21 protein-coding genes are annotated in these 23,582 nt (G+C 34.7%); 13 read left to right on the top strand and 8 right to left on the bottom strand.

Features of this window, described 5'->3' with window-relative positions; translation table 11 throughout:
• Positions 1-31 precede the first annotated feature (31 nt).
• The 3 genes from HUE88_RS13445 to HUE88_RS13435 all read left to right on the top strand — a co-directional run bounded on the left by HUE88_RS13445 (position 32) and on the right by HUE88_RS13435 (position 3,395).
• Positions 32-1,288 (top strand): OmpP1/FadL family transporter, encoded by a 1,257-nt coding sequence (locus HUE88_RS13445; protein ID WP_194369784.1) that lies wholly within the window; start codon positions 32-34, stop codon positions 1,286-1,288.
• A 245-nt stretch (positions 1,289-1,533) separates the two neighbouring features.
• Positions 1,534-2,547 (top strand): DUF302 domain-containing protein, encoded by a 1,014-nt coding sequence (locus HUE88_RS13440; protein ID WP_194369782.1) that lies wholly within the window; start codon positions 1,534-1,536, stop codon positions 2,545-2,547.
• Positions 2,544-3,395, top strand: coding sequence for a hypothetical protein (locus HUE88_RS13435; RefSeq protein WP_194369780.1), 852 nt, complete (start codon positions 2,544-2,546; stop codon positions 3,393-3,395). Before HUE88_RS13440 ends, HUE88_RS13435 begins: the two co-directional genes overlap by 4 nt.
• A 153-nt stretch (positions 3,396-3,548) precedes the next feature.
• Here the strand turns inward: HUE88_RS13435 and purM are convergent, their stop codons facing one another.
• The 3 genes from purM to HUE88_RS13420 all read right to left on the bottom strand — a co-directional run bounded on the left by purM (position 3,549) and on the right by HUE88_RS13420 (position 6,213).
• Positions 3,549-4,547 (bottom strand): phosphoribosylformylglycinamidine cyclo-ligase, encoded by a 999-nt coding sequence (gene purM, locus HUE88_RS13430; RefSeq protein ID WP_194369778.1) that lies wholly within the window; start codon positions 4,545-4,547, stop codon positions 3,549-3,551.
• A 64-nt stretch (positions 4,548-4,611) separates the two neighbouring features.
• Complete coding sequence (locus HUE88_RS13425; protein ID WP_194369777.1) at positions 4,612-5,952, bottom strand: FCSD flavin-binding domain-containing protein; 1,341 nt, start codon at positions 5,950-5,952, stop codon at positions 4,612-4,614.
• 72 nt (positions 5,953-6,024) lie between these two features.
• Positions 6,025-6,213, bottom strand: coding sequence for a YgaP-like transmembrane domain (locus HUE88_RS13420; protein ID WP_194369775.1), 189 nt, complete (start codon positions 6,211-6,213; stop codon positions 6,025-6,027).
• Positions 6,214-6,354: 141 nt separating this feature from the next.
• On the opposite strand from HUE88_RS13420, the gene HUE88_RS13415 reads away from it, so the two are divergent.
• From HUE88_RS13415 to dapF, 3 genes are read left to right on the top strand one after another with little or no spacing between them, the layout of a single operon-like run.
• Entirely contained in the window at positions 6,355-6,900 is a 546-nt protein-coding gene (locus HUE88_RS13415; protein ID WP_194369773.1) for a spermine/spermidine synthase domain-containing protein, read from the top strand.
• Positions 6,900-7,493, top strand: a complete 594-nt coding sequence (gene coaE, locus HUE88_RS13410) for a dephospho-CoA kinase (RefSeq protein WP_194369771.1) — start codon at positions 6,900-6,902, stop codon at positions 7,491-7,493. Before HUE88_RS13415 ends, coaE begins: the two co-directional genes overlap by 1 nt.
• A 7-nt stretch (positions 7,494-7,500) precedes the next feature.
• Positions 7,501-8,250 carry a diaminopimelate epimerase gene (gene dapF, locus HUE88_RS13405; RefSeq protein ID WP_194369769.1) on the top strand — a complete coding sequence of 250 codons (750 nt, stop codon included), beginning with the start codon at positions 7,501-7,503 and terminating at the stop codon, positions 8,248-8,250.
• 25 nt (positions 8,251-8,275) lie between these two features.
• Here dapF and prfA read toward each other — a convergent pair whose 3' ends face one another.
• Entirely contained in the window at positions 8,276-9,343 is a 1,068-nt protein-coding gene (prfA, locus tag HUE88_RS13400) for a peptide chain release factor 1 (RefSeq protein WP_194369767.1), read from the bottom strand.
• Positions 9,344-9,356: 13 nt separating this feature from the next.
• Positions 9,357-9,617, bottom strand: coding sequence for a 30S ribosomal protein S20 (rpsT, locus tag HUE88_RS13395; protein WP_194369765.1), 261 nt, complete (start codon positions 9,615-9,617; stop codon positions 9,357-9,359).
• Between the two features lie 146 nt (positions 9,618-9,763).
• On the opposite strand from rpsT, the gene glmM reads away from it, so the two are divergent.
• From glmM to HUE88_RS13360, 7 genes are all read left to right on the top strand, one after another.
• Positions 9,764-11,104: a phosphoglucosamine mutase gene (glmM, locus tag HUE88_RS13390; RefSeq protein ID WP_194369763.1), complete on the top strand. Its 1,341-nt coding sequence runs from the start codon at positions 9,764-9,766 to the stop codon at positions 11,102-11,104.
• On the top strand, positions 11,097-11,552 hold the full coding sequence (lspA, locus tag HUE88_RS13385; RefSeq protein ID WP_194369761.1) for a signal peptidase II: 456 nt from the start codon (positions 11,097-11,099) through the stop codon (positions 11,550-11,552). The genes glmM and lspA overlap by 8 nt, the downstream gene beginning before the upstream one ends.
• A gap of 91 nt (positions 11,553-11,643) precedes the next feature.
• Positions 11,644-12,945 (top strand): trigger factor, encoded by a 1,302-nt coding sequence (gene tig, locus HUE88_RS13380; RefSeq protein ID WP_194369758.1) that lies wholly within the window; start codon positions 11,644-11,646, stop codon positions 12,943-12,945.
• 4 nt (positions 12,946-12,949) lie between these two features.
• Entirely contained in the window at positions 12,950-13,543 is a 594-nt protein-coding gene (clpP, locus tag HUE88_RS13375; protein WP_194369756.1) for an ATP-dependent Clp endopeptidase proteolytic subunit ClpP, read from the top strand.
• Positions 13,544-13,555: 12 nt separating this feature from the next.
• The gene (locus HUE88_RS13370; RefSeq protein WP_194369754.1) at positions 13,556-14,617 is read left to right on the top strand and encodes a GGDEF domain-containing protein; all 1,062 of its coding nucleotides are present in this window, start codon (positions 13,556-13,558) and stop codon (positions 14,615-14,617) included.
• A gap of 13 nt (positions 14,618-14,630) precedes the next feature.
• Positions 14,631-15,158, top strand: coding sequence for a peptide deformylase (gene def, locus HUE88_RS13365; protein ID WP_194369752.1), 528 nt, complete (start codon positions 14,631-14,633; stop codon positions 15,156-15,158).
• 81 nt (positions 15,159-15,239) lie between these two features.
• Positions 15,240-16,754 (top strand): YifB family Mg chelatase-like AAA ATPase, encoded by a 1,515-nt coding sequence (locus HUE88_RS13360; RefSeq protein WP_488349770.1) that lies wholly within the window; start codon positions 15,240-15,242, stop codon positions 16,752-16,754.
• On the opposite strand, the gene HUE88_RS13355 is transcribed toward HUE88_RS13360, so the two are convergent.
• From HUE88_RS13355 to metH, 3 genes are all read right to left on the bottom strand, one after another.
• Positions 16,751-18,556, bottom strand: a complete 1,806-nt coding sequence (locus tag HUE88_RS13355; RefSeq protein WP_194369748.1) for an ATP-binding protein — start codon at positions 18,554-18,556, stop codon at positions 16,751-16,753. The two genes, HUE88_RS13360 and HUE88_RS13355, sit on opposite strands and share 4 nt — an antisense overlap.
• 8 nt (positions 18,557-18,564) lie before the next feature.
• Complete coding sequence (locus HUE88_RS13350) at positions 18,565-19,992, bottom strand: response regulator (protein ID WP_194369746.1); 1,428 nt, start codon at positions 19,990-19,992, stop codon at positions 18,565-18,567.
• 80 nt (positions 19,993-20,072) lie between these two features.
• Positions 20,073-23,564, bottom strand: coding sequence for a methionine synthase (gene metH / locus HUE88_RS13345; RefSeq protein WP_194369744.1), 3,492 nt, complete (start codon positions 23,562-23,564; stop codon positions 20,073-20,075).
• Positions 23,565-23,582: the final 18 nt, after the last annotated feature.

Below are 23,582 nucleotides of genomic sequence, written 5' to 3'. Positions count from 1 at the left end.
CTTGTATTCAAAATTACTCGTAGGAGAGAAAATGAAAAAAACAATTAAATTAGCAGTAGTAGCTGCATTAGCTTTAGGTGCAACTTCTGCATTCGCAACAAACGGTTCAACTATGCTTGGTATGGGTGCAAAAACTCGCGGTATGGGTGGAATTGGTATTGGTAAAGGTCATGGTGCTGAATCTGCACTTTCAAATCCTGCTTTAATCACTACAATTAAAAAAGAGAATGAAATCTCTTTTGGTGGTACATTATTTATGCCAGATGTAACTGCTACAAATAATATTGGTAATGGCACTGTAACAGCCGATAGTGATGCTGATATGTTTGTTATCCCTTCTGTTTCAGTTGCTAGCAAAATTAATGATAACTTTTATGCTGGTGTTGGTATGTGGGGGACAGGTGGCTTAGGTGTTGATTATCGTGATACTAATTCAATGACTGCTGGCCCTGGAAGTGCACATATGCAAATGGTTACAGCTTTACAACTTATGCAGTTTGGTGTTCCTTTGGTTTATGCAAGAGATAATTACTCAATTGGTATTACTCCAATCGTGCAATATGGTTCTTTAGATATTAATTATGAATTCCCAGGTGGTGCTAATGCTATGACACCAACTCTAGTTGCAGGAGATCAAGTTGGAGCTGGTGTTAATGATGATTTAGCATTTGGTTACAATATAGGTCTTGCATATGAGATTAATGGGATTACAATTGGTGCTGTTTATAAGTCTGAAATAGAAATGGAATACAAAGGTGTTATGAGTTCTGTAATTGCACCGTTTACTCCAACCGGTGTTTATGCAAATGACAAGTTGTCAACACCATCTGAGATGGGTATAGGTGTTAGTTATAAGATGAATGAGCATACTGTTGCTTTAGACTGGAAGCAAATTAATTGGGAAGATGCTACTGGCTATAAAGACTTTGAATGGGCAGACCAAGATGTTATTTCAATAGGTTATGAATATACAACTAGTGGCTGGGCTGCTCGTGTTGGTTATGCTTTTGCTGATAGTGCAGTAGAAAAACAAACATATGCTGGCGTAAATAGTGCTGGTTTATCTGCTGGAACAGTTAATACATTTAATGCATTAGGTTTTCCAGGGAATGTTGAATCACACTTTACTATTGGTGGAACGTACAACATAAGCGACATGATTTCTGTTGATTTAGCTGCTGTATTTGCTGCTGAAAATAAGCAAACTTTCACAAACTTTGCAGGCCAAGATATTACTGTAGCTCACTCAGAGACAAGTTACAGTTTCCAACTTAACTACGCTTTCTAGAAATACAACTTTACTCCATGCTCTGCATGGGGTAAGCAACAAAACAAAAAACAATCAATAAACTTTTATATATACTCCTGACTTTTTAAGCTTTATGAATTTAAGTGTTTCAAAGTACCTTAATACTTCTTATTCATATAATATAGTTCAAAAATTCAGAAAGTTTACAGATTTGTATGATATAATTATTTCAGATTTTTTGTGATAAAACTATCACATAATTAAGTTAAATAAAAAGGAAACACATGTTTAAAGCATTTGTAAAAATAGCGGTTTTATTATCGTTGACAGCAAGTATGGCATTTGGTTATCAGGCTATAAGATTGAATGTATCAGAAGGTACATATAAAGAGAGAAATGACGCATTTAACGGTATCTTAGAGGTTGATTTAGAAGATGCTGGATTTACTCCAAAAGATATTCACCCAAAAATTGAGTACTATTACAAGCTTTTTTACGGTACTGAACTATTAAAAGACGGTAAGCCGAATCCTCAGTTTAAAACTGACTATGTTGGAAACTTAGACAATCTTGGTTTTATTACTATTTCTAATGAAGAGTGGATGCGTGAACTTCTTATGAAAGAGCCAAAACTTGGTTCATTTGCTCCTCTTAATTACCTTATCTATAAGAAAAAGAGTGAAAATAAAACTTATGTTGGTACTTTAACTCCACAAGCAATGCTAGATATTGCAGAGATTAAAGATGCTGGTGTTAGAGAAGTTTTTACTGAAAAAATTGATGCTCTTAGTGCTGCTACGGATGCAGGTATGGGCGGAGAAGTTGAGTATATTGAAATTGATAAGCTTCCAGCAAAAACGTTAATAGAGTGGGAAGTTCCATTCAACAGAGGAGAAGATGTTTTAGATGCAAAATTTAACTTTATGGAAAAGTTTGAAAAAGCATTTGAAGCAGAAGAATATATAATTGCTGGTAAAAGAGATTTTGCTGAGTTCTGGGCTGACAATGATTTAGAAAATGATAAATATGACGCTTATTGGGTTTACTCACTATGTCATTTTACTTTCTCTTATACAGTGTTTAATGTTTGGGAACATCCAGAGTTAGGTGCGTCTGCTCCATGTTCAATGTATATGTATTTAGAAAAAGATTCAAACACTTTAAAAGTTGGTATGCCAAGTGTTGATAACTGGGCAGCTTTTGGTAAAATTACTGATCCTAAAAGACTTCAGTTTATCAAAGATATGGATTCTAAAATTAAAGAAATCATGATAAGTTTAGGAGCTAAAGAGATATGAAAAAGTTTTTAACATTAATATTTAGTGTAGCTGCACTTACTTTTTGTGGTTGCGCCGGCAAAAGCACTCAAGCTCAAGCATCTAGCAGTTCTGAGCCTTCAGGCAATGTAAGTGCATATCTCCAAGGCGATTATATTGCTGTCGGTGATGCAGAAGCTAAACTTGCAGCTGCAGGTTTTGAAGTACTTTCAAAATATGATAGTGTTGCAAAAGGTAAAACTATAGTTTTTACTTGCCCTACACTAAAAAAAGAGGCTGCAAAGCCAAATCGTGCAAACATTGCCGTAATGAAACTGTTTGTTGATGATCAAGAAAAGACAATCTCTTTAACTAATCCAATTTACTTCGGTAAAGCGTTTATGCAAAAAGATTATAATCATGCTACATTCTCAGCTGTAAAATCTAAGCTTGAAGGTGCATTTCCTGGTCTTAAAAATTCTGAAGATAAAATGGAATTTGATGATTTGGCAGGTTTTCACTTTACTTTAGGAATGCCTTACTATGAAGATACAAAAGTTCTTGGTGAGGGGTCAAATGATGAGTTATTGGCTAAGTTAAGAAGTTACAAAAAAGGTAAAGAATTGGCATATGAGCTAAAGCTTTCTGATGATACAACTTTAGTTGGTTATAGTGTTGGACGTGGTACACAAAGATTTGTAAAGAAAATTGGTCGTGCTAATGCCGGCTTATTGCCTTGGCCAATTGTTGTGAGTGGCGGAAAAGCTACTATGCTTCAAGCTGAGTACTATATAGCTATGAATTATCCATTATTGGGTATGATGCAGTTCGCTACAATTGCGTCTATTCCTGGGGATGTTATCAAAGACTTAACGAAGCCTTTTAAGTAAGTTATACTCTTCGTGTAACTAGATTCTGGATCAAGTCCAGAATGACGAAAATCAAGTCCAGAATGACGAATATCAAGTCCAGAATGACTAAAATATCGTTATTCCAAGCTTGACTTGGAATCTAGTTTATAAATTAGAGGTATGAGTGATTATTTAAACCATTACCGCTTCGCGGCTACCCTCTTTTATTTCACCAATCAAATAAGAACCTTCGGCTTTTGCTAAAACAGTATTTACATTTTTATCTTCAACGACAAGAATCATACCAACGCCCATGTTGAACGCTCTGTACATTTCATTTAAATCTACATGTTGACCTATTAAGTCAAAGATTGGTAAAACTTTAATAGCATCTTTTTTAACTTCAGCTCTTAAATTTTGGGGAAGCACTCGAGGTAGGTTTTCAACTATACCACCACCTGTAATGTGAGCCATTGCTACTATCTCATTCTTAAGTGCTTTGAATGTTTTTACATAGATATTTGTAGGCTCAAGCAGAGTCTCTATAAGAGGCTTGCCATTAAAATCGTAATTGAAGTCTAAGTTCATTTTTTCAAATAGAACTTTTCTAGCTAAAGAAAAACCATTTGAGTGAAGACCAGAACTAGGAAGTGCTATAAGCTTATGACCAGCACGTACTAAAGAAACTCTATCCATTTCACTCTTCTCTGCAACACCAACTGCAAAGCCAGCTAGGTCATAATCATTTTCAGAATACATACCAGGCATCTCAGCTGTCTCGCCGCCAATAAGAGCACATTCGCTTCTTATGCACCCTTCAGCTATCCCTGCGACAACGCTTGTCGCAGTTTTAACGTCAAGTTTACCAGTTGCGTAATAATCTAGGAAAAATGATGGAGTTCCAAAGTTACAAAGAAGATCGTTAACACACATTGCAACCAAGTCAATTCCTACAGTATTATGTATTCCAGAGTCAATTGCAAGTTTTAATTTTGTTCCAACTCCATCAGTAGCCGCAAGCATTACAGGCTCTTTAAAACCTTTTGGTAGTTCAAATGCACCTGCAAAAGAACCAATACCACCCAAGACACCAGGAATTTTAGTTGATTTTACAAGAGGCTTGATGTTTTCAACGAAACTATTGCCGGCATCTATGTCAACGCCGGCATCTTTGTAGCTAATTTGGCTCATTTATAACTCCATACTATATTTTTATTAAGTGTGGAATTATACCTTATTAGAGCATAAATCAAGTTTAGGAAGTTTTTGTGTCACCAAACATATCGTGATACAATGCAGTAGCCCAACTATATATTGAGTCCGCGTTTACTACGCCGTGTTTTTTCCAATCTTCACTACTTACTGTTCCTGCAAAGTCGAAAGCTTTCGTCTTTTTGTCGTATGAGTATTGAGTATAAATGTATATTGCTTTTTCAGGTTCTGTTGATATGGCAGAAAAACAAGTTGTAGTAGGCGGTTCCCAAGCTAAAGCCGGTGTTTTATTGATTTTTTGTGCAATATTAGCCGCTACAATGAATCCTTCGGAGTTTGAAGTATTTCCTGATTTTGAAAATCCCATAGGACGAGCATCACCCGTTATAAATACATTTTTTGCATCAATGGCTTCATAAGTCAAAGGGTTGATATTACCTTCCATCATATTTTTTGCATCTTTCGCCAGACCCATTCTCTCTAGGACTTTAGCCCCTCTTACATGAGGATAAAAAGAGGCATCTTCAAATTCAAACTCATCAAACTCTGTGTAAACAGTTTTTTTGTCTAGGTCGATTTTATGGATTACAGAGCTTGGAACATATTCTATATAATCAGCGTATAGCTCAGTAAAAGCACTTTGAAAACCTTTTTCTTTAATAGTTATAGTATTGTTTTCATCAAGTAAAATCACTTTACCTTTTATGTTGTTCTGCTTAAAGTGGTCAGCTATGATACAAGCTCTCTCATAAGGTGCGGGAAGACATCTATAGTTTCCAGCAGGTACTGTTAGCAAGAAGTTTCCACCCTTGAAGTTTAAAATTTTGTTCTTTAGCGTAATATGCTCAGAGCCTGGGATAAAACCTGCTGGGTAATCACGTCTAAGTCTATTTTCAAAAGCTATATCTTTTGTCCAACGTGAGTAATCATAGTCAATGCCCGGAGCCATAACTAAATAGTCGTACTTGATACTACCGCCACTAGTCTCTAGGATCTGATTCTCTTTATCTAGTCCGATAGCTGTTGCTTGAAAATAAGTATAGTTGTAGTTTCTGGCAGCTTGGAGATAATCATGTGTTAAATATTCAAGTTCAATTTTATTAACTAACCATAGATTACTTAAAGGGCAAGAAGTAAACTCATGTCTTTGTTCAACCAAGATTACTTCTGCATCCGGAGCGAATATTTTTGTGTTTTTTGCGATTGAGAGTCCTGACCACCCACCGCCTACAACAACTACTCTTGGTTTAGTAGTATCAGGTATTGGAGCTTTATATTCACTCTTAATTTTAGTATTTGTTTTTGGTTTATCAGAAGCACTTAGTGCAGAGGATGCAACTGCTAAACCTGACAATGTTAGAATCTCTCTTCTTGATATGCCCATATAAACCCCTTGTAAAACTTTTTTGTGATAATATTATCATATTTTGACTTACTTGATTCTTACTGTTGAGTTTTAGTTACTAGGAAGGTCGCACTTTTTACTTACGATACATATTGGGCAGAAGTTGACAATGCCTGCAACTAAAGGTGCAACACCTAAATAAAACCATGCATTGCCTGTTACTACACCTGTAGTAATTAATGCTACACCTGCTCCAATACGAACAACTCTACATGTACTTTTTACTTTATTATAATTCATTTTATATCCTAATTGATTTAAATATAGATGAAATTATATCTAATTATCAATTAATACTTAAATATATCTAATTGCTATGCTTTTTAATGCTATTTAATACAAATATGATAAAATCTTTTTAAAAATTTAGGAAATATAAAAATGAATGAATTTACTTACCAAGAAATGATGGTACATGTCCCTTTGTGTACCAATAAAGATCCAAAAAATGTTTTAATTATCAGTGAGAAAGCAGAACTTTTAAGTGAAGAGCTTGCAAGACATGCAGAAGTTGGTTCAAGAGTTATCTCTTGCAAGCTTGAGGCAATTAGCGCTTTAGATGACAAAGCGTATGATGTAGTTATCTCTGAAATGCAGGCTGATGCAGCATTTATCTCACATGTAAACCGTGTTTTACAAGATGATGGGCAGTTTGTTACAGTTCATCCAGCTTTAGATGAGACTGAAGCCAACAAGAGCTTAATGAAAACCTTAGGAAGATACTTTAAAGTGATTATGCCATACAATCTTGGCAACTGCTCAACTGCGCTTCTCAGCTCTAAAGAGTATCACCCGACAGCGGATATTAATCTTCACCGTTCAGATATGATTGATGGGTTAAGCTATTACAACTGTGATGTACATGTAGCTTCTTTTGCTATGGGTAATCATATCCGTAAAGAGTATTTAGGTATTGTTAAAAACTAATGGCATTTAAGTATGCTATTGCCTTAACCGGTGGAATTGCTACAGGTAAAAGTACTGTAGCGTCCCTTTTAGCCCTCAATGGAATGAGGGTTATAGATGCCGATAGTATATCTCATGAGATCTTGGATGCCTCTTCTTCCTGGGTTAAAGAAAATTTTGGTGATGAATATGTTAATGGCTCAAAAGTTGACAGAGCCAAACTTGGAAGTTTGGTTTTTTCAAACGCTGATGCTAAGAAAAAATTAGAGGAGTTTCTTCATCCGAAAATAAGGGCTGAAATTGAATCAAGAAGCATTAAGCAGGATAGTTTCAAGTTCCCGTATCTCATAGACATCCCTCTATTTTTTGAAAACGGTGCATACGATATAAAAGAGAGTGTGGTTGTTTATACCCCAAGCGATATTCAGTTAGAGAGATTTATGAAGAGAAATGGTTACTCAAAAGATGAATCACTCAGACGAATTGCCTCTCAGATGCCGATAGATGAGAAGAAAAAAAGAGCCACATGGGTTATAGACAATTCTAAAAACTTAAAGCACCTCCAGCAGGAGTGTGAAAAGTTTGTAGATATGATTAAAGAAAAGTATTTATAGGAAAAAAATGAAAGTATCAAAATATAGCGCAAATGGAAATGACTTTGTTATATTTCACTCAGATGTTAAAGCGGATAGAAGTAAATTAGCAAAAATAGTTTGCAATAGACAAGAGGGTGTAGGAGCTGATGGTCTTATAGTTATAGTTCCACACGATAAATATGATTTTGAGTGGCAGTTTTATAACTCTGATGGAAGCACTGCAGAGATGTGCGGAAATGGAAGTCGTGCCTGTGCTCATTATGCTTTTTATAATGAACTAGCTCCTAAAAATATGAGTTTTTTAACTGAAGCTGGTGTAATAAATGCTGAAGTTGATGCAAATAGTGGGATGGTCCTAAGTGAACTTACCCCGCCAAAGATTTTAGAAAAAGATATAATATTTGGTGGAAAAAACTGGTGGAAACTAGATACCGGTGTTCCTCATATGGTCAGCTTTACAGAGAATATAAAAGAGTTTGACATTCTAGAAGCTAGAGAACTTAGATATAAATATAATGCAAATGTAAATATAGCTTTTGTTGATGGAAATAATTTAAGAGTTAGAACATATGAGCGTGGTGTTGAAGATGAAACTTTAGCATGCGGTACAGGAATGGCTGCTTGTTTTTACAGAGCATTGATGGAGAAAAAAATTAGTGGCGATATTGAGGTTTATCCAAAAAGTGGAGATACACTTTATCTGGGGATGAATGACAAAACTATTACTTTTAAGGGTAAGGTTAAGAGAGTTTTTGAAACAGAGTGGAAAATTTAGGCACTAAAGCCTAGTCTATTGGAGACTAGAGCCCTGCAGCTTCAACAATTTTAGCTTGATGATCTGCTATAAGATTGTCAATAACTTCATCGAGAAGTCCACCATGCATAATCTCATTTAATCTATAAAGTGTCAAAGTTATTCTATGATCGCTAATACGATTTTGTGGATAATTGTATGTTCTTATTCTTCCACTTCTATCTCCAGTTCCAACTTGGGCTGACCTTGTTGCACTGTCTTTTGCTTGTGCCTCTCGCATTTCTAGGTCAAAAAGTCTGGCTTTTAGAACTTTCATAGCTTTTTCTTTGTTTTTGTGCTGAGACTTTTGATCCTGGTTTGTTACAACCAAACCAGTAGGCAAGTGTGTTATTCTAACAGCAGAATCTGTTGTATTTACACTTTGCCCTCCACAGCCAGATGAACGCATAACATCGATTTTAAGGTCATTTTCATTAATCTGTATCTCAACGTCATCAACTTCAGGCATAACCGCGACTGTAATTGCTGAAGTGTGAACACGACCTTGTGACTCTGTTGCAGGAACACGTTGAACACGATGAGTTCCACCTTCATACTTCAATCTACTATAAACCTGATCACCTTTAATAAGTGCAATAACCTCTTTAAATCCACCTGCATCAGATGGAGATGTGCTTAAAAGCTCAACCTTCCACCCTTTTACATCTGCATAGCGCGTGTAGGCATCGAAAAGATCGCCAACAAAGATAGCAGCTTCATCTCCACCAGCTCCAGCACGAAGCTCAACAATGATATTTCTATCATCATTTGGATCTTTTGGTAAAAGCAAAAGTTTAATCTCTTCTTCCATAATTGGAAGTTGAGGTTCTAACTCTTTAAGCTCTTCTTTTGCCATATCTATCATCTCTGGATCACTCAACATCTCTTTAGATTCAGCAATTTGTGCAATAACTGATTTGTATTCTTTTGCTTTGTTGACGATTGCTAAAAGTGAAGATTGTTCTTTGGAGAGTTTTGTCATTCTTTTGATGTCGGAAGTTATGTCAGGTGAACTCAGCATAACGCCAAGTTCATTATAACGATTGATAAACGGATTTAGTTTATCGGCTAACATTTAATTGTTAACCTTATATTGCGTTTACAGCTCTGTGTAGACGACTAATTTTTCTAGCAGCAGTCTCTTTTTTTAAGATACCCTTGCTTACAAATTTTTGAATTTGTTTGTTAGCTACTGTCATTGCTGATGTAGCATCTTCTTTATTGCCTGCTTCGATTGCAGAACGAACGTCTTTTACAATGTTTTTAAGACGAGTTCTGTAGAAACGATTACGCTCTGTACGAACGATAGTTTGGCGAATTCTCTTAATTGATGACTTGTGATTTGCCATGTATGAGTCCTTCTCATTAAATTTTAGTGCAGAATATTAGCTTAAATATAATTAAAATTAAGTTAAAGACAAGGAGAATTTTATGATTTGGGCATAATTTGGATAATTATGTTAAAATACTTCACTTAAATATTATGGAATTATGTATGAAATTATTCGGAACAGATGGAGTCAGAGGTGAGGCTGGTACTTTTTTAAGTGCAGAGTTAGCAATGAAAGTGGCAATGGCTGCTGGAATTTACTTTAAAACTCGCGCTAAAACTAATAAAATTTTGGTTGGAAAAGATACACGCAGAAGTGGATATATGATAGAAAATGCAATAGTCAGCGGATTGACGGCTATTGGTTATGATGTTGTACAAATTGGTCCAATGCCAACCCCGGCAATAGCTTTTATCACTGAAAATATGCGTTGTGATGCAGGTATTATGATTAGTGCATCACATAACTCCTATGAAGATAATGGAATTAAATTTTTTGACGGACAGGGAGATAAACTCTCTTTATGTGCCGAACAGGAGATAGAAAATATCTACTTCAATGATGAAAAGCTTCAAGACGCGCAAACTACCGGAAAAAATATAGGAAAAGCTAAAAGAATTGATGATGTAGTCGGCCGCTATATTGTTCAGCTAAAAAATTCATTTCCTAGAGATATCTCACTAAAAGGTATGCGGATAGTTTTGGACGCAGCTAATGGTGCAGGATATATTGTTGGTCCTACTGTTTTAGAAGAGCTGGGTGCTGACGTTATTGTTTTACATAATAAACCGGATGGATTTAATATAAACGAGGGGTGTGGAGCACTTCACACCAAAGATTTACGCGAAGCTGTTGTTAAGTACAGAGCAGATTTAGGTATAGCTCTTGACGGTGATGCAGATAGACTGGTTATAGTAGATGAGAAAGGTGAAATAGTTGACGGGGACCAGCTTTTGGGTGCTCTTGGTTCGTATATGAATGATAATGGCACTTTAAGAGGGGGCGGTATAGTCTCTACTGTTATGAGCAATCAAGGCTTGGATGATTTTATGAAGGAAAAAGGTCTTAAACTGTTTAGATCTGATGTTGGAGATAAAAACGTTTTAGAGATTATGAAAAAAGAGGGGATTAACTTTGGCGGAGAGCAGAGCGGACATGTAATAACAAGTGACTATGCAAAAACTGGAGATGGCTTAGTGAGTGCACTTCAAACACTCTCTCTTTTGATAAAAACAAATCAAAAAGCTTCAGAGGCTCTTCGCCCGTTTCCCCTATATCCTCAAAAGCTGGTAAATATAAATATAAAAAATAAAAAACCACTAAAAAAGATTGAGGGGCTGGAAGCTAAGTTGTTAGAATTGGATGAAAAAAATATTCGTCATCTTATTCGTTATTCAGGAACAGAGAATAAGCTTAGAATTTTACTTGAGTGCAAGGATGCAAAAAAAATGAATCTACATGTAGACGATATAGTTGATTTTTTTCAAAAAGCTTTAAATGCATAATAAGACTCTGCGTTTATTAGCAATACTAACCCTTACAATTGTTGGTGTTTTTATTATTGATCAAAATATAAAAACACTTTTTGTAGATGGCTGGCGCTACTATACTGAGTGCATTGATTTGATTTTGGTTTACAACAAAGGCGTTGCATTCTCAATGTTTGCTTTCTTGGATGAGTGGCTAAAATTTATTCAACTAATACTTATTATTGCTATTTTAGTCTACGTAGTTTATCTTAATGATATTTGTTACGCATTCCCTGCAGGATTGATGCTTGGAGGTGCTTTTTCAAATGTCTATGACAGGTTTATACACGAGGGTGTAGTTGATATGGTATATTGGCACTGCGGGTTTGATTTCGCAGTATTTAATTTCGCTGATGTAATGATTGACGTAGCAGTCGTGTGGATTTTAATACTTAATTTTAGACCAAAATCGTGCAAAAGTTGAGCTTAAAGATATACAAAAGCAGAATTTAGATAATATTGCTAAAAATAATAGTTATAAAACTATAAATAACAAACTTAAATAAAGGAAATTGATGAAAATCAAAACAAATAAAATTGATGCTGCAAATGCTGAAATAGAAGCGGTAATTCCAAAAGAAAAGATAGATGCAAACTTAGAAAAAATAGCAAAAGAGTTGACAAAAACAGCTTCTGTCCAAGGTTTCCGTAAAGGTAAAGTGCCTGTATCTGTGGTTAAGAAACAGTATGGAGATCGTCTAGTTCAAGATGCAGAAGCAGAAGCACTTCGTGAAGTTCTAAGCATGGGTCTTGATGAGTTGAAAATTGCAAACGAATCTCTAATTGGAGAGCCAAACATATCTAAATTTGTAAAGAGTGATGATAAGATAGATGTAATTGTAAAAATAGCATTAAGACCAGAAATTGACCTTGGTAACTATGCAGATATGGTTGATGAATTTAATAAGCCTAGCGCAAGCGAAGAAGAAGTTAATGAAAGACTAGAGAAGTTAGCTGATTCTCAAGGAAAGTTTATTGATCTTAAAAGAAAAAGAGCGGCAAAAGAGGGTGACAGCGTTATACTAGATTTTGAAGGTTCTATTGATGGAGAATTATTTGAGGGCGGTGCAGCTAAGGAGTTTGCATTAGTTCTTGGTTCAAATCAATTTATTCCAGGTTTTGAAGATCAAGTTGCGGGAATGAAGATAGGTGAAGAGAAAGTGGTAAAAGTTACTTTTCCTGAAAACTATGGAGGAGATAAACTAGCTGGAAAAGATGCTGAGTTTAAAGTAAATGTCCATAATATTCAAGAAAAAGTAAAAGTGGAGATTGATGATGCTCTTGCAGAAAAAATTCTTGCCGGACAAGACAATCCGACTTTAGAGAACTTAAAAAATCAAATAAAAAAGCAGCTTGAAAATGAGGCCGTAGCTAAACTTTATAATGATGATTTAAAGCCAGCTCTTTTAGAAAGTTTTGTAGATAAATTGATGTTCGCATTACCAGAGTTTGTTGTTGAGCAAGAGATTGATGTTGCATTAAATAAAAAAGCAGGCGAGATGAGCGAAGATGAGATTAACGAGCTTCGTGAAAATGCAGATAAATTAAAAACACTTCGTGAAACTTTTAGAGAAAATTCAGAAAAAAGTGTAAGAGCTACATTCATTATTGATGCTTTAGCTACTGCTGAAAATGTTAGAGTTGAAGAAAATGAAGTAATGCAAACCATATATTATGAAGCTATGCAAATGGGGCAAGATCCTAAAGAAGCATATGATAAATATAAAAATGCCGGCTATTTACCTGCTATTCAGATGTCAATGGTTGAGGACAAAGTTCTTACTAAGATTCTTAATTCAAAGATGAAAGAAGCGTAAGTAGATGAGTTATATTCCTTATGTAGTTGAAAAAACAGCACGTGGAGAGCGTTCATATGATATATATTCACGTCTTTTAAAAGATAGAATTATTATGCTCAGCGGAGAGGTTAATGACGCCGTTGCATCTTCTATTGTTGCACAAATGCTGTTTTTAGAAGCAGAAGATCCTGAAAAAGATATCTATTTCTATATCAACTCTCCAGGCGGAGTTGTTACTGCAGGTATGGCTATCTTTGATACTATGAATTATATCCGTCCAGATGTAGCAACAATCTGCGTGGGACAGGCTGCATCTATGGGAGCATTTTTACTCTCAAGTGGTGAAAAGGGCAAGAGATATGCTCTTCCACATGCAAGAATTATGATACACCAACCATTAGGTGGTGCACAAGGTCAAGCTACTGATATAGCAATCCAGGCTGAAGAGATTCTTCGTATGAAGAAAGAACTGAATGAAATTTTAGCTAAAAACACAGGTCAGAATGTTAAAACAATAGAAAAAGATACTGACAGAGATAACTTTATGAGTGCAAAACAGTGTAAAGAATATGGTATGATTGACGAAGTTTTAGTTAAGAAAAGTAAAATAGTATAACAAGGGGTTGATATGGCTGGAGCTTTAAGAAGTAGAAGTCGTCGTAATATTGTAGAAACAAAATCTTCTGAAGATGCTGGTATTCAAAGCAGTTTACAAGATTCAGAACCAGAAGGTGATTTAGAATCATATTCAAAAGAGGTTTTGAATGCTTTAATAAAAGATGGCCTCCCTCCAACCCCAAATAACTTTTCATTATATTTTGACAGATTGCTAGAAGGCAAGAGTCAAAGTACCCATAAGCAGATATCTTCAATAGTAGAACTTGAAGAGAGTAATGAAGATGAGAACAGTATAAGGCTTGAACAGAGTCTAAAGCAAGGTTTTTCGTCTGTAAAGAATATTCTCAGCGTTGCTGCAAATCTTTATAAAAATATGTCATTAATGACAAAGATACTTGATAAGAGATCAAAAGAACTTAAAGACAATCCAGATGAAAAGCAATCGATTAATATTGTCTCATCCTTGGAAGAAGATATTTTAAAATTAAACACTATTTTGAAAAAACAAAGCAGTAATATGAAAATCATGTATGATGAGACTGCTAAAATAATAAAAAATGTGGAAAATGAAACAATTTTTGATAATCAGTATGGTGTCTATAACAAGCGCAACCTGATGACAAAAATTGAGCAAGAGATAGAATTAATTAGCAAGTTTAAACACAGAAGTTCTTTAATCATGATAGAGCTTTCGCGTGAACTTAGAGATAGTGTAAAGAATGAAAAAGCAGTGATGCTTATGACTAAAACGATGGCTAGACTTTTACTTAAAACATCTAGAAGAAGCGATACGGTTGCCCATTATGGAAATGGTGTTTTTGCAATGTTGCTCAAGCATACCGATATCAATAGTGCAAAAAGAGCAAGTGAAAGACTCTCTGAGCTAGTCTCTAACAGTAATTTTTTCTTAGGCGATCGTGAAATACAACTTAAGATATCAATAGGCATTACAGATGTGACTGAGGAGCATTCAGTTGAGGAGATTATTGTAAGTTCTTTGGACGGCATTGAAAAAGCATATCAAAATCCAAAGCTGGATTTTGCAGTTTTACTTAGAACACCTTCGGAATAGATGTAAAATAAAGATGATTTTAAACATAGTAGAATATCCAAATAAAAAACTTAAAGAAAAATCCAAGCCTGTTGATAAATTTGATCAGCAGCTGCATAAACTTCTCGATGCTATGTATACCGTTATGATTGAGTCAAGAGGGATTGGCTTGGCAGCAATCCAAGTTTCACATGCAAAACAAATCTTAATAATTAATCTCCCCACTGAAGACGATGAGCAGCCTGTTGATAATCTGATAGAGATTATCAACCCAGTTATTACGCATAAGAGCGGAGAGACCACTTACCAAGAGGGGTGTTTGAGTGTCCCCTCTTTTTATGAAGATATAGTCAGATTTGAATTCATAACCGTTAACTACCAAGATAGATTTGGAAATACAAAATCACTAGAGGCTGATGGACTTCTTAGCATAGCAATACAGCATGAGTATGACCACTTAAATGGAATTTTATTTATAGACAAACTTTCATATTCCCGCAGAAAAAAGTTTGAAAAAGAGTTCAAGCGAATGCAAAAAGAGAAGAAAAACGCTAATAACTAGCAATTATATGACAAACTGTCATACTATATTACACTAAAAAATAAAAATTGTAAAATCATAGTAACTTAAAAATAGGTTGCTATTATGAAAAATATATCCTGTGCAACATACGAGGGATTGGATGCTAAAGTTGTACATGTAGAATCAACTTTAACTAAAGGTTTACCATCTTTTAGTGTTATAGGTATGACTTCTATTTCTATTAATGAATCAAAAGAGCGTGTAAAATCAGCACTACTTTCAAATGACTTCAAATTTCCTCCAAAGAGAATAACAATTTCATTAAGTCCATCGGATTTGAAAAAAGATGGAAGCCACTTTGATCTCAGTATAGCTTTAATGATAGCTCTGAATACTTTAGAAGATGATTTTAGTGAATGGTCTGCATTTGGTGAGTTAGGGCTAGATGGAAGTGTAAAAGAGAATATTCAACTATACCCACTTTTGTTATCACTCGCAAACCAAAAAGTTATTCAAAAAGTAATAGTTCCTTACTCTAGCTTAGATAAAGTCTCAAAAATACCAAATATAGACTTTTATGGGGTTAATACTTTAAGTGAAGCAATTGAGTTATTGAAAAATCAGGATTCTATAACTCCGAATATGCCTAAAGCTAAAATAGATTACCCTCTGTACAAAATAGATGGTAAGGAATATTTTTATGTAAAAGAGTATGATGAAGATTTCATAGACGTAAAAGGTCAAGAGGTTGCCAAGAGAGCCTCTCTTATAAGTGCAGCAGGATTTCACAATATAATTTTTGAAGGAAGTCCTGGTTGTGGAAAAAGTATGATTTCAAAACGTATTAGATATATTTTACCTCCAATGACAATGGATGAGATTTTAGATGTTGCAAAACTTCAAGCCTTAGATTTTAAAGAGCCAGACTTTAAACCAAGACGACCGTATCGTTCACCACACCACTCTTCTACATCGGCAAGTGTCTTTGGCGGAGGTTCACACAAAGCAAAAATAGGTGAGGTTGGTTTATCAAATCTAGGGATATTAATGTTTGATGAGATTCCTCACTTTAGCAAAACGGTATTAGAAGCATTAAGAGAGCCACTAGAAGATGGAAAGATACGTATTTCAAGAGTAAACTCAAAAGTAGAATACCCGAGCGATTTTTTATTTATAGGGGCAATGAACCCTTGTCCTTGCGGTAATCTATTAGATGAAAATAAAGAATGCAGATGCAATGAACTAGAAATCCAAAGATATAAAAACAGACTCTCCGACCCATTTTTAGACAGGATAGACTTAAGTGTAATTATGCAAAATGTAAATGCAAATGATAAACCTAGCCTAAGCTCAAAAGAGATGCATAGAAAAGTTGTTGAAGCTCATATATTTAGTAAAAATAGAAAACAAAATAGTTTCAATGCAAAACTTAGCGATGCTGAAGTGGAGAAGTTTTGTATTATGAATGATGAGGCTAAAGAGGTTTTAGATACTGCAACTTATAGATTTTCACTCTCTTTTAGAAGTATAAAAAAGGTTCAAAAGGTCTCTAGAACTATTGCTGATTTAGACGCTTGTAAAATTATAGAAAAACAACATGTGCTTGAAGCTTTGAGTTATAGAAGAAGGGCTTAGATTATTGGTAGTTTTAGAGTAAAACAAGCTCCTGCATTTTTATTTATAGCTTCAAGACTGCCCTTTAGATGTTCTTCTATTATAGTTTTGCTCATATATAGACCCAGCCCTGTTCCGTTATCGCTTTTTGTACTAAAGTATGGGTCAAATATTTTTGATAATATATCCTCAGGTATTCCACCTGCATTATCGCAAATTTCAAAAACTATTTTTTCATCCTTAATTTCACAGTTTACCCATATCTTGGGATTTTGTTTTTTGTTTGAAATAAATTCATCAAGTGCATTTTTATATAGATTTATAAAAACTTGATCTAGTTTACTACTAGCTGTTAATATAGACACATCTTTTAAGCCATCACTTTTATAGTTAATTTTATACTCTACATTATGTTTTTCAAATAGTGGAGTCGTTAGCTTATATGTTTTGTTTATTATATTTTCGATAGTTAATGACTGCAATTGTTGTTCTTTGAAGAAGTATCTAAAATCATCAATAGTTTTTGACATGTAGTTTACCAAGTCTTTATGTTTATTTACAAATTCTTGCCAATCTTCAGCAGTTTCTTGGTTCATTCTTTTTTTAAGGTTTTGTTTTGTTGTGAGTCCGGAAATTGCAGTTAATGGTTGTCTCCACTGATGGGCAATCATAGATATCATCTCACCCATAGCTGCAAGTCTTGACTGTTTACTGAGTATTTCAGATTTTTCTTCAAGTTGGGTAATATCCGTAAATACAATAATGTATTGATTATTTGATATTTTGCCACGATAGTGAACATCATAGATTCTAATATTTTCATTCTTGTCTCTTAGGTATGCTTTGTTTGTTAAATTGTTGTTTTGCATGACGTAATCAACCCAGTATTTATCTCCCATTTTTGGCATAATGGAAGACTCATTTTCTTGTATAAACAAATCGCATATACATTTGTGCTTCGATTTAAAATCATCTATATTTTTATATCCAAAGTGATAAAACAGTGTTTTGTTTGATTCAATTATTACTTTGTTGTCTAATATTATTATTAGAGAGTATTGTGCATCTAAAATTTCTTGCATTCTAGCTTTGTCTGAAATTTCTGATGTAACATCTTGTTCATGGGAGTAATACCCTAAAAGAATTCCATTTTCATATAAAGGTGTTATGGTTGTTTTGGCTATATAGTGTTCATCGTTTTTTTTTCTTTTTTTTAAGATACCCATCCATGTTTTAGAGTTTTGTATACTTTCCCAAATTTTTTTTTGTTCATCTATTGAAATATCAAGTACATTTTCAAAGTATTCTTGAGTAATTAGTTCATTTTTTGTAAATCCGCTAATATTAACAAGAGGTTGGGAGACATACTTAATTATTCCATTTAAATCTATTTCACTATATATTATATTTTCGTCTATTATTTTTGTTTTTAGTTTAACAGAATCATAAATTTTAAAATAGTTATTTATTTTAGAGACCAATAATTTTTCTTTAATAGGTTTTGTTAAAAAATCAAAAGGGGGAAGTTTAAATACTTTATTTTCAATCTCTTCAAAAAATGTATTTGTGGAGACTAAAAGTAATGGTATCTTTGTAAGTTCATTTTTTATCAAATACTCTATATTATTTTCATTAACACTATATATTATTAGGTCTACTTCTGTTGAGTTTAATATTTTAAATGCCTCCTTTGTAGTAAAAACTTTAATTACTTCTACATTGAAAAAGTAGTCTTCAAGGTTGTCTGTAATTAAACTTAGTTGTGAATCATCATCTTTATTAATTAAAACCAGTATAGTTTTTATAAAATCTGATTTATTCATATAAGAACCTAAAATAGCTCAAAGTCATTATCATCTTCAATTTCATCCTTGTTAGATAAGAATAGTTCCAACTGCAACATAGAGCTAAGCATTGACGAATCAAGGTAGTGAATATCGTTTGCGGTTTGTTCAATAAATATATTTTTTCTCCAGTAGATTAAATCATCACCCATATTGTTTAAGTATGAATAAAAAGTAGTATATTTTTCAGGGTCAAGGTCTTCAAAGTTAATGGAGTAAATTAGTTTTGATAAACCTTCAAGTACTATATAAAAATCATTTAATTCTGCTATCCCCTCGATAATATATGCATATTTTAAAAATGCTTTAGAAAGTATTTTTAATTGTTCACTATCTCCTCTTTCCAATTCTACTAAAGAATTGGAGATATCAGTGTCTAAATCATCTAACTCTTGTATCTCTCTTAGAAGCTCTTTGTTGAGAGTATTTAGTAAGTCGTTTGCGGATATCAGATCTTTTTTGTGATTTTTTCTAAGTAGATTTTTTTGATTATCTGTAATATCTAGTTTTATTTTATCGTCTGTTTCATTTTCTTCGTATTTGTTTGCTCTACTTATTAAAATCATGCTTTCTAAGGAATTAACGTAAGAATCAATCTTAACTTTTTGCCACTCTTCAAATGTTATGTTATGTAAAATGAAAATCTCAGCCTCACCGTCTAAATCAATGCTCTTTTTGTAAACCCTAAATATTCTTTTACCAACTTTTTGTGTAGTTTGAATTTTATTGTTTAGTAAGTTTTCTTCATCGTATTCCTCAAATGATTTTAAATAGCCTTCTAGTTCATCAAAAAGAGTGTTTGTTTGTAATGTTATATTACTTAAAGAATCTTTGTTTTTGTTTTTAAATAGTCTGGCAAAAGCATCCGTATAATATGAGACCTTATTGTCTTTAAAAACAATTGCCGGCGAACTAAAAGCATTGCTGATTTTTTGGATAGTTTCTTGCTCTTTTTCTTTTAATTCTCTTTCGTGCTTCTCTTTTATGAGTTGCTTTAGCATCTTCTTTTCTAATAGTCTTTTGTTTACATTATAAAAAGTATCTATCATCTGTTCTTCATTGATAGGCTTTAAAATGTATTTGTCTATTTTTACTTCGATTGATTTTATAAAATATTCTTGATCGTTGTTTGCGGTTGTTATTATTACGGGTATTTCATCATCGCTTTTACGTATCTCTTCAACCATCTCAAGACCATTCATATTTGGCATTTGAATGTCTGAAATTATTAAGTCTATTTCTTCTTTATGATTGTTGTATAGTTCAATACCTTCTTTGCCGTCATTTGCAACAATTGTTTTTTTAAAAAACATATTAAAAATATCGACAAGTTCATCTTGAATACTGGGATCGTCTTCCGCATAAAGAACGGTTAATTTTTTTGTGTCTTTGGTAAGCTCTTCTAAATTTATCATAGTTGTTTCCTAAATGTAATACTTGAAATATGTTATCTTTAATTATTTTAAGTTGACATTAAATGCTGTGGTATTTAGCATTAAATGTTATAGTATGTAGCATTAGGGTGATAAACAACCAATGCACTTGTTGATTGTTCTGGGTGAATCTGAAAAGTCTCACTAAGTTCTATCCCGAACTCCTCTGGTTTTAGGAGATTAAAAAGAGGACGGTTTAGCTCTAGGTCTGGACAAGCTGCGTAACCAAAAGAGTATCTGCAACCTTGGTACTTATTCATTTGAACATCGCTTAGTTTGCTACCTTCTCCATCAGAAATATTTAAATCAAGTCTTATTTGTTTATGAACTATCTCGGCAAGTGCTTCAGCTAGCTCAACCCCTAGTCCGTGAAACTGGTAATACTCTGTATAGTTGTTTTTGTCATAGATTTCTCTCTCAGCCTCACTAAGCTTGCCTCCGGCACTTACACATGTAAGCGCTATAACATCGTGTCTGTCAGAGTGAAAAAAGTCGCTTAAAGCACGGTGCGGCTGTTTTGACTGTCTTGGAAAAGTAAATTGCTCTTTTGCTCTGCCAATAACTTTATCTAAATGTTCTCTGTTAATTTCATCTGCTGAGTTGTACCCTTCGCTCTCATCAAAAATCAAAAGTGTGTTGTCATCGCTTCTGCAAGGCCAGTACCCATAAATGATAGTAGGCTCAAAAAGTTTCTCGTCTATAAACTGCGCTTTTAATCTCTCGTACGCAGGCCATACCACTTCGTCTAACTGTTTTTGGTAAGCCTCTTTGGTCATTCCTTTTGAACTGTATCCCCAGCGAGATTTGAAAAGTATTTTGTGGTTTATCCACACAAAAGCCATCTCTATCTGCTGCTGTGTAAGTTTAAGCTCACGTCTGCCCCAAAAAGGTGGAGTCGGCACATTGACATCGCGAGATGGCATTTTTAGTTGAGAAAAAGGTGGGATAATCACCTCTTTTTTCTCTACATGTAGCTTCTCTTGGGAGTCTTTGCCATGCAAATCAGTATCAAAATTTCCAGCTTCAATGCGACTCATAGCAGTCACACCGTCAAAAGCATCTTTACAGTAAAAGATAGGGCCATCGTAAAGCGGACGACAAAAGTCATCTATAAATGTACGGGTAAGCGCTGCTCCCCCAAGGAGAATCGGAACACTAAAACCTTGAGATTTCAGTATTTCCAAGTTCTCTTTCATTACCTGAGTAGATTTTACCAAAAGTCCACTCATTCCGATAGCAGTAGCATTTGATTCTTTTAAGGCACTTATAAAAGAGTCAATATCTACCTTTATCCCAAGATTTATAACTTTATAACCGTTGTTTGATAGGATAATGTCAACAAGGTTTTTACCGACATCATGTACGTCACCTTTAACTGTTCCAAGAGCTAGAGTTATATCTACCTCTTTGTCGATTTTTGGCAGATACGGGTTAAGATAATCAACAGTCTTTTTCATGGTCTCGGCACTTTGAAGTACAAACGGGAGTTGCATCTGTCCTGAACCAAATAGTTCACCAACAACCTTCATAGCGTCTATAAGAATCTCATTGACAATCTTCTGGGGAGCTATTTTATGACGAGCCTCTTCAACGAGAGGAAGCATTCTCTCTTTGTCGCCGTCCATTAAAAGTTTTGCAATCTTCTCCTCGTAACTCATCGCAAGATAAGCTTCATCTTCAGCACCTGTGTCTATGGCTTCTTTTGTGCTAAAGTGTTCTATAAACTCAAAAAGAGCTTCGCCATTTGGTTTTTTGTTAAAGATAAGGTTATCACATATATCTTGATCTTCTTGAGAGATTTTATTGATAGGTATTATATGCTGCACATTGATGATAACAGATGTTAATCCAGCCTTTATACAGTGGTGTAAAAACATAGAGTTTAAGTAGGGACGAGCATCTTTGTCTAGTCCAAATGAGATGTTTGAGAGTCCCAAAGTTGCTCCAACTTCTGGATGTTTCAAGCGAAGTTCCCTTATCGCTTCTATAGTATTTATTGCCGCATCGAAATACTCTTCATCCCCACTTCCAAGCGTGAAAGTAAGAACATCAAAAATTAAATTTTCTTTTTTAATAGCATGTCTAGTTGTAGCTAAGTCTATGATTCTATCGGCAATTGCTAGTTTGTCTTTTACCGTTTTTGCCATACCTACTTCATCAATAGTTAAACAAACGAGAGCTGTTCCATACTTTTTAGCTAAACGACACACTTCATCAAATTTTTCTTCCCCATCTTCGAGATTTACAGAGTTAAGTATTGGCTTGCCACCAATGTTTTTAAGTGCAGTCTCTAAGCCGCTAGTTTGAGTTGAATCAGGCATAAGAGCAAGTGCTATTTTTTGGTTATACATACCCATAACGGCGTTCATATCTTTTGTCTCATCACGACCTGCGAAGCCGACATTTACATCTATTACATGTGCTCCTGCTCGAACCTGTTGTTGGGCTACACTTAGAGTTCCTTCATAATTCTCTTCAAGGAGTAGTTCACGAAAGGCTTTTGAACCGGTTGCATTAGAGCGTTCACCCATAAGCAGAGGAGAGGGTTCTTGTATTAGTGTGGTTGTGTTAAAAAGTGAAGCTATTGAGTTGGGATGAGAACCAGTTGCCTCTTTTGGTTTTTGGTTTTGAACTCTGTTTACTAGAGCACGAATATGTTGAGGTGTAGTTCCACAACATCCACCTAAAAAGCAGACGCCGTCGTATTTTAAAAACTCTTCTTGTTTATCTGTGAACTCCTCAGGCCCCATTGGGTAGTAGGTGTAGCCTCCACGATTTTGCGGAAGTCCGGCATTGGCATGAACGGAAATCGGTTTACCCCAAAGTTCACTTAGAGTTTTTACATGTTTTAGCACCTGCTCAGGGCCGGTTCCACAGTTAAAACCAAGAGAAAGAATATCAAAAGGCTCTAAAATTGTAGCGATTGTCCCTGCATCTGTTCCGATAAGCATAGTTCCGCTCAACTCTATGGTTACAGAGACCATTATTGGAATATCAACGCCCCTTTGGTTAGACGCTTCTTGACAGGCATGCAGAGCTGCTTTTATTTGAAGCGGGTCTTGACATGTCTCAAGCAAGAAAACATCCACACCTCCATCTATAAGCGCTAAACAAAACTCCGTATAACCTTCATACATCTCATCGTAAGCTATATGCCCCAGAGATGGAAGTTTAGTTCCCGGACCAACTGAGCCGAGCACAAAACGGGGATGCTCAGGTGTGCTGAATTTTTCACATTCATTTTTCACTATAGCAGCACCGGCTTTTGTTAGCTCATAAGCTCTGTTTCCTATTTGATATTCATCTAAAACCCAAGAGAAAGAGCCAAAGGTATTTGTGGTAATAAAGTCAGCGCCAGAGGTTAAATATGCATGCGCAATTTCGCTTAAAACTTGTGGTGCTGTAACATTTAAAAGCTCATTACACCCCTCATTTCCTTCCCATGCTTCTGTTGGTATTTGATCATCTCTTTGTTGAAGCTGAGTACCTAGGGCACCATCTATGATAAGAGGTCTTTTTTTAATAGTGTTTAAAATATATTCACGTGTTGTCATTCAAAAATCTTTGTAATT

This window comes from Candidatus Sulfurimonas baltica, assembly GCF_015265455.1.
Taxonomy (GTDB): domain Bacteria; phylum Campylobacterota; class Campylobacteria; order Campylobacterales; family Sulfurimonadaceae; genus Sulfurimonas; species Sulfurimonas baltica.
The sequence above is the reverse complement of the archived record's forward strand: the minus strand, read 5'-3'. Positions and strand labels throughout refer to the sequence as shown.

Coding starts and splice junctions, on each gene's coding strand:
- HUE88_RS13445 (WP_194369784.1), top strand. CDS start 32: ATGAAAAAAACAATTAAATTAGCAGTAGTAGCTGCATTAGCTTTAGGT.
- HUE88_RS13440 (WP_194369782.1), top strand. CDS start 1,534: ATGTTTAAAGCATTTGTAAAAATAGCGGTTTTATTATCGTTGACAGCA.
- HUE88_RS13435 (WP_194369780.1), top strand. CDS start 2,544: ATGAAAAAGTTTTTAACATTAATATTTAGTGTAGCTGCACTTACTTTT.
- purM (WP_194369778.1), bottom strand. CDS start 4,547: ATGAGCCAAATTAGCTACAAAGATGCCGGCGTTGACATAGATGCCGGC.
- HUE88_RS13425 (WP_194369777.1), bottom strand. CDS start 5,952: ATGGGCATATCAAGAAGAGAGATTCTAACATTGTCAGGTTTAGCAGTT.
- HUE88_RS13420 (WP_194369775.1), bottom strand. CDS start 6,213: ATGAATTATAATAAAGTAAAAAGTACATGTAGAGTTGTTCGTATTGGA.
- HUE88_RS13415 (WP_194369773.1), top strand. CDS start 6,355: ATGAATGAATTTACTTACCAAGAAATGATGGTACATGTCCCTTTGTGT.
- coaE (WP_194369771.1), top strand. CDS start 6,900: ATGGCATTTAAGTATGCTATTGCCTTAACCGGTGGAATTGCTACAGGT.
- dapF (WP_194369769.1), top strand. CDS start 7,501: ATGAAAGTATCAAAATATAGCGCAAATGGAAATGACTTTGTTATATTT.
- prfA (WP_194369767.1), bottom strand. CDS start 9,343: ATGTTAGCCGATAAACTAAATCCGTTTATCAATCGTTATAATGAACTT.
- rpsT (WP_194369765.1), bottom strand. CDS start 9,617: ATGGCAAATCACAAGTCATCAATTAAGAGAATTCGCCAAACTATCGTT.
- glmM (WP_194369763.1), top strand. CDS start 9,764: ATGAAATTATTCGGAACAGATGGAGTCAGAGGTGAGGCTGGTACTTTT.
- lspA (WP_194369761.1), top strand. CDS start 11,097: ATGCATAATAAGACTCTGCGTTTATTAGCAATACTAACCCTTACAATT.
- tig (WP_194369758.1), top strand. CDS start 11,644: ATGAAAATCAAAACAAATAAAATTGATGCTGCAAATGCTGAAATAGAA.
- clpP (WP_194369756.1), top strand. CDS start 12,950: ATGAGTTATATTCCTTATGTAGTTGAAAAAACAGCACGTGGAGAGCGT.
- HUE88_RS13370 (WP_194369754.1), top strand. CDS start 13,556: ATGGCTGGAGCTTTAAGAAGTAGAAGTCGTCGTAATATTGTAGAAACA.
- def (WP_194369752.1), top strand. CDS start 14,631: ATGATTTTAAACATAGTAGAATATCCAAATAAAAAACTTAAAGAAAAA.
- HUE88_RS13355 (WP_194369748.1), bottom strand. CDS start 18,556: ATGAATAAATCAGATTTTATAAAAACTATACTGGTTTTAATTAATAAA.
- HUE88_RS13350 (WP_194369746.1), bottom strand. CDS start 19,992: ATGATAAATTTAGAAGAGCTTACCAAAGACACAAAAAAATTAACCGTT.
- metH (WP_194369744.1), bottom strand. CDS start 23,564: ATGACAACACGTGAATATATTTTAAACACTATTAAAAAAAGACCTCTT.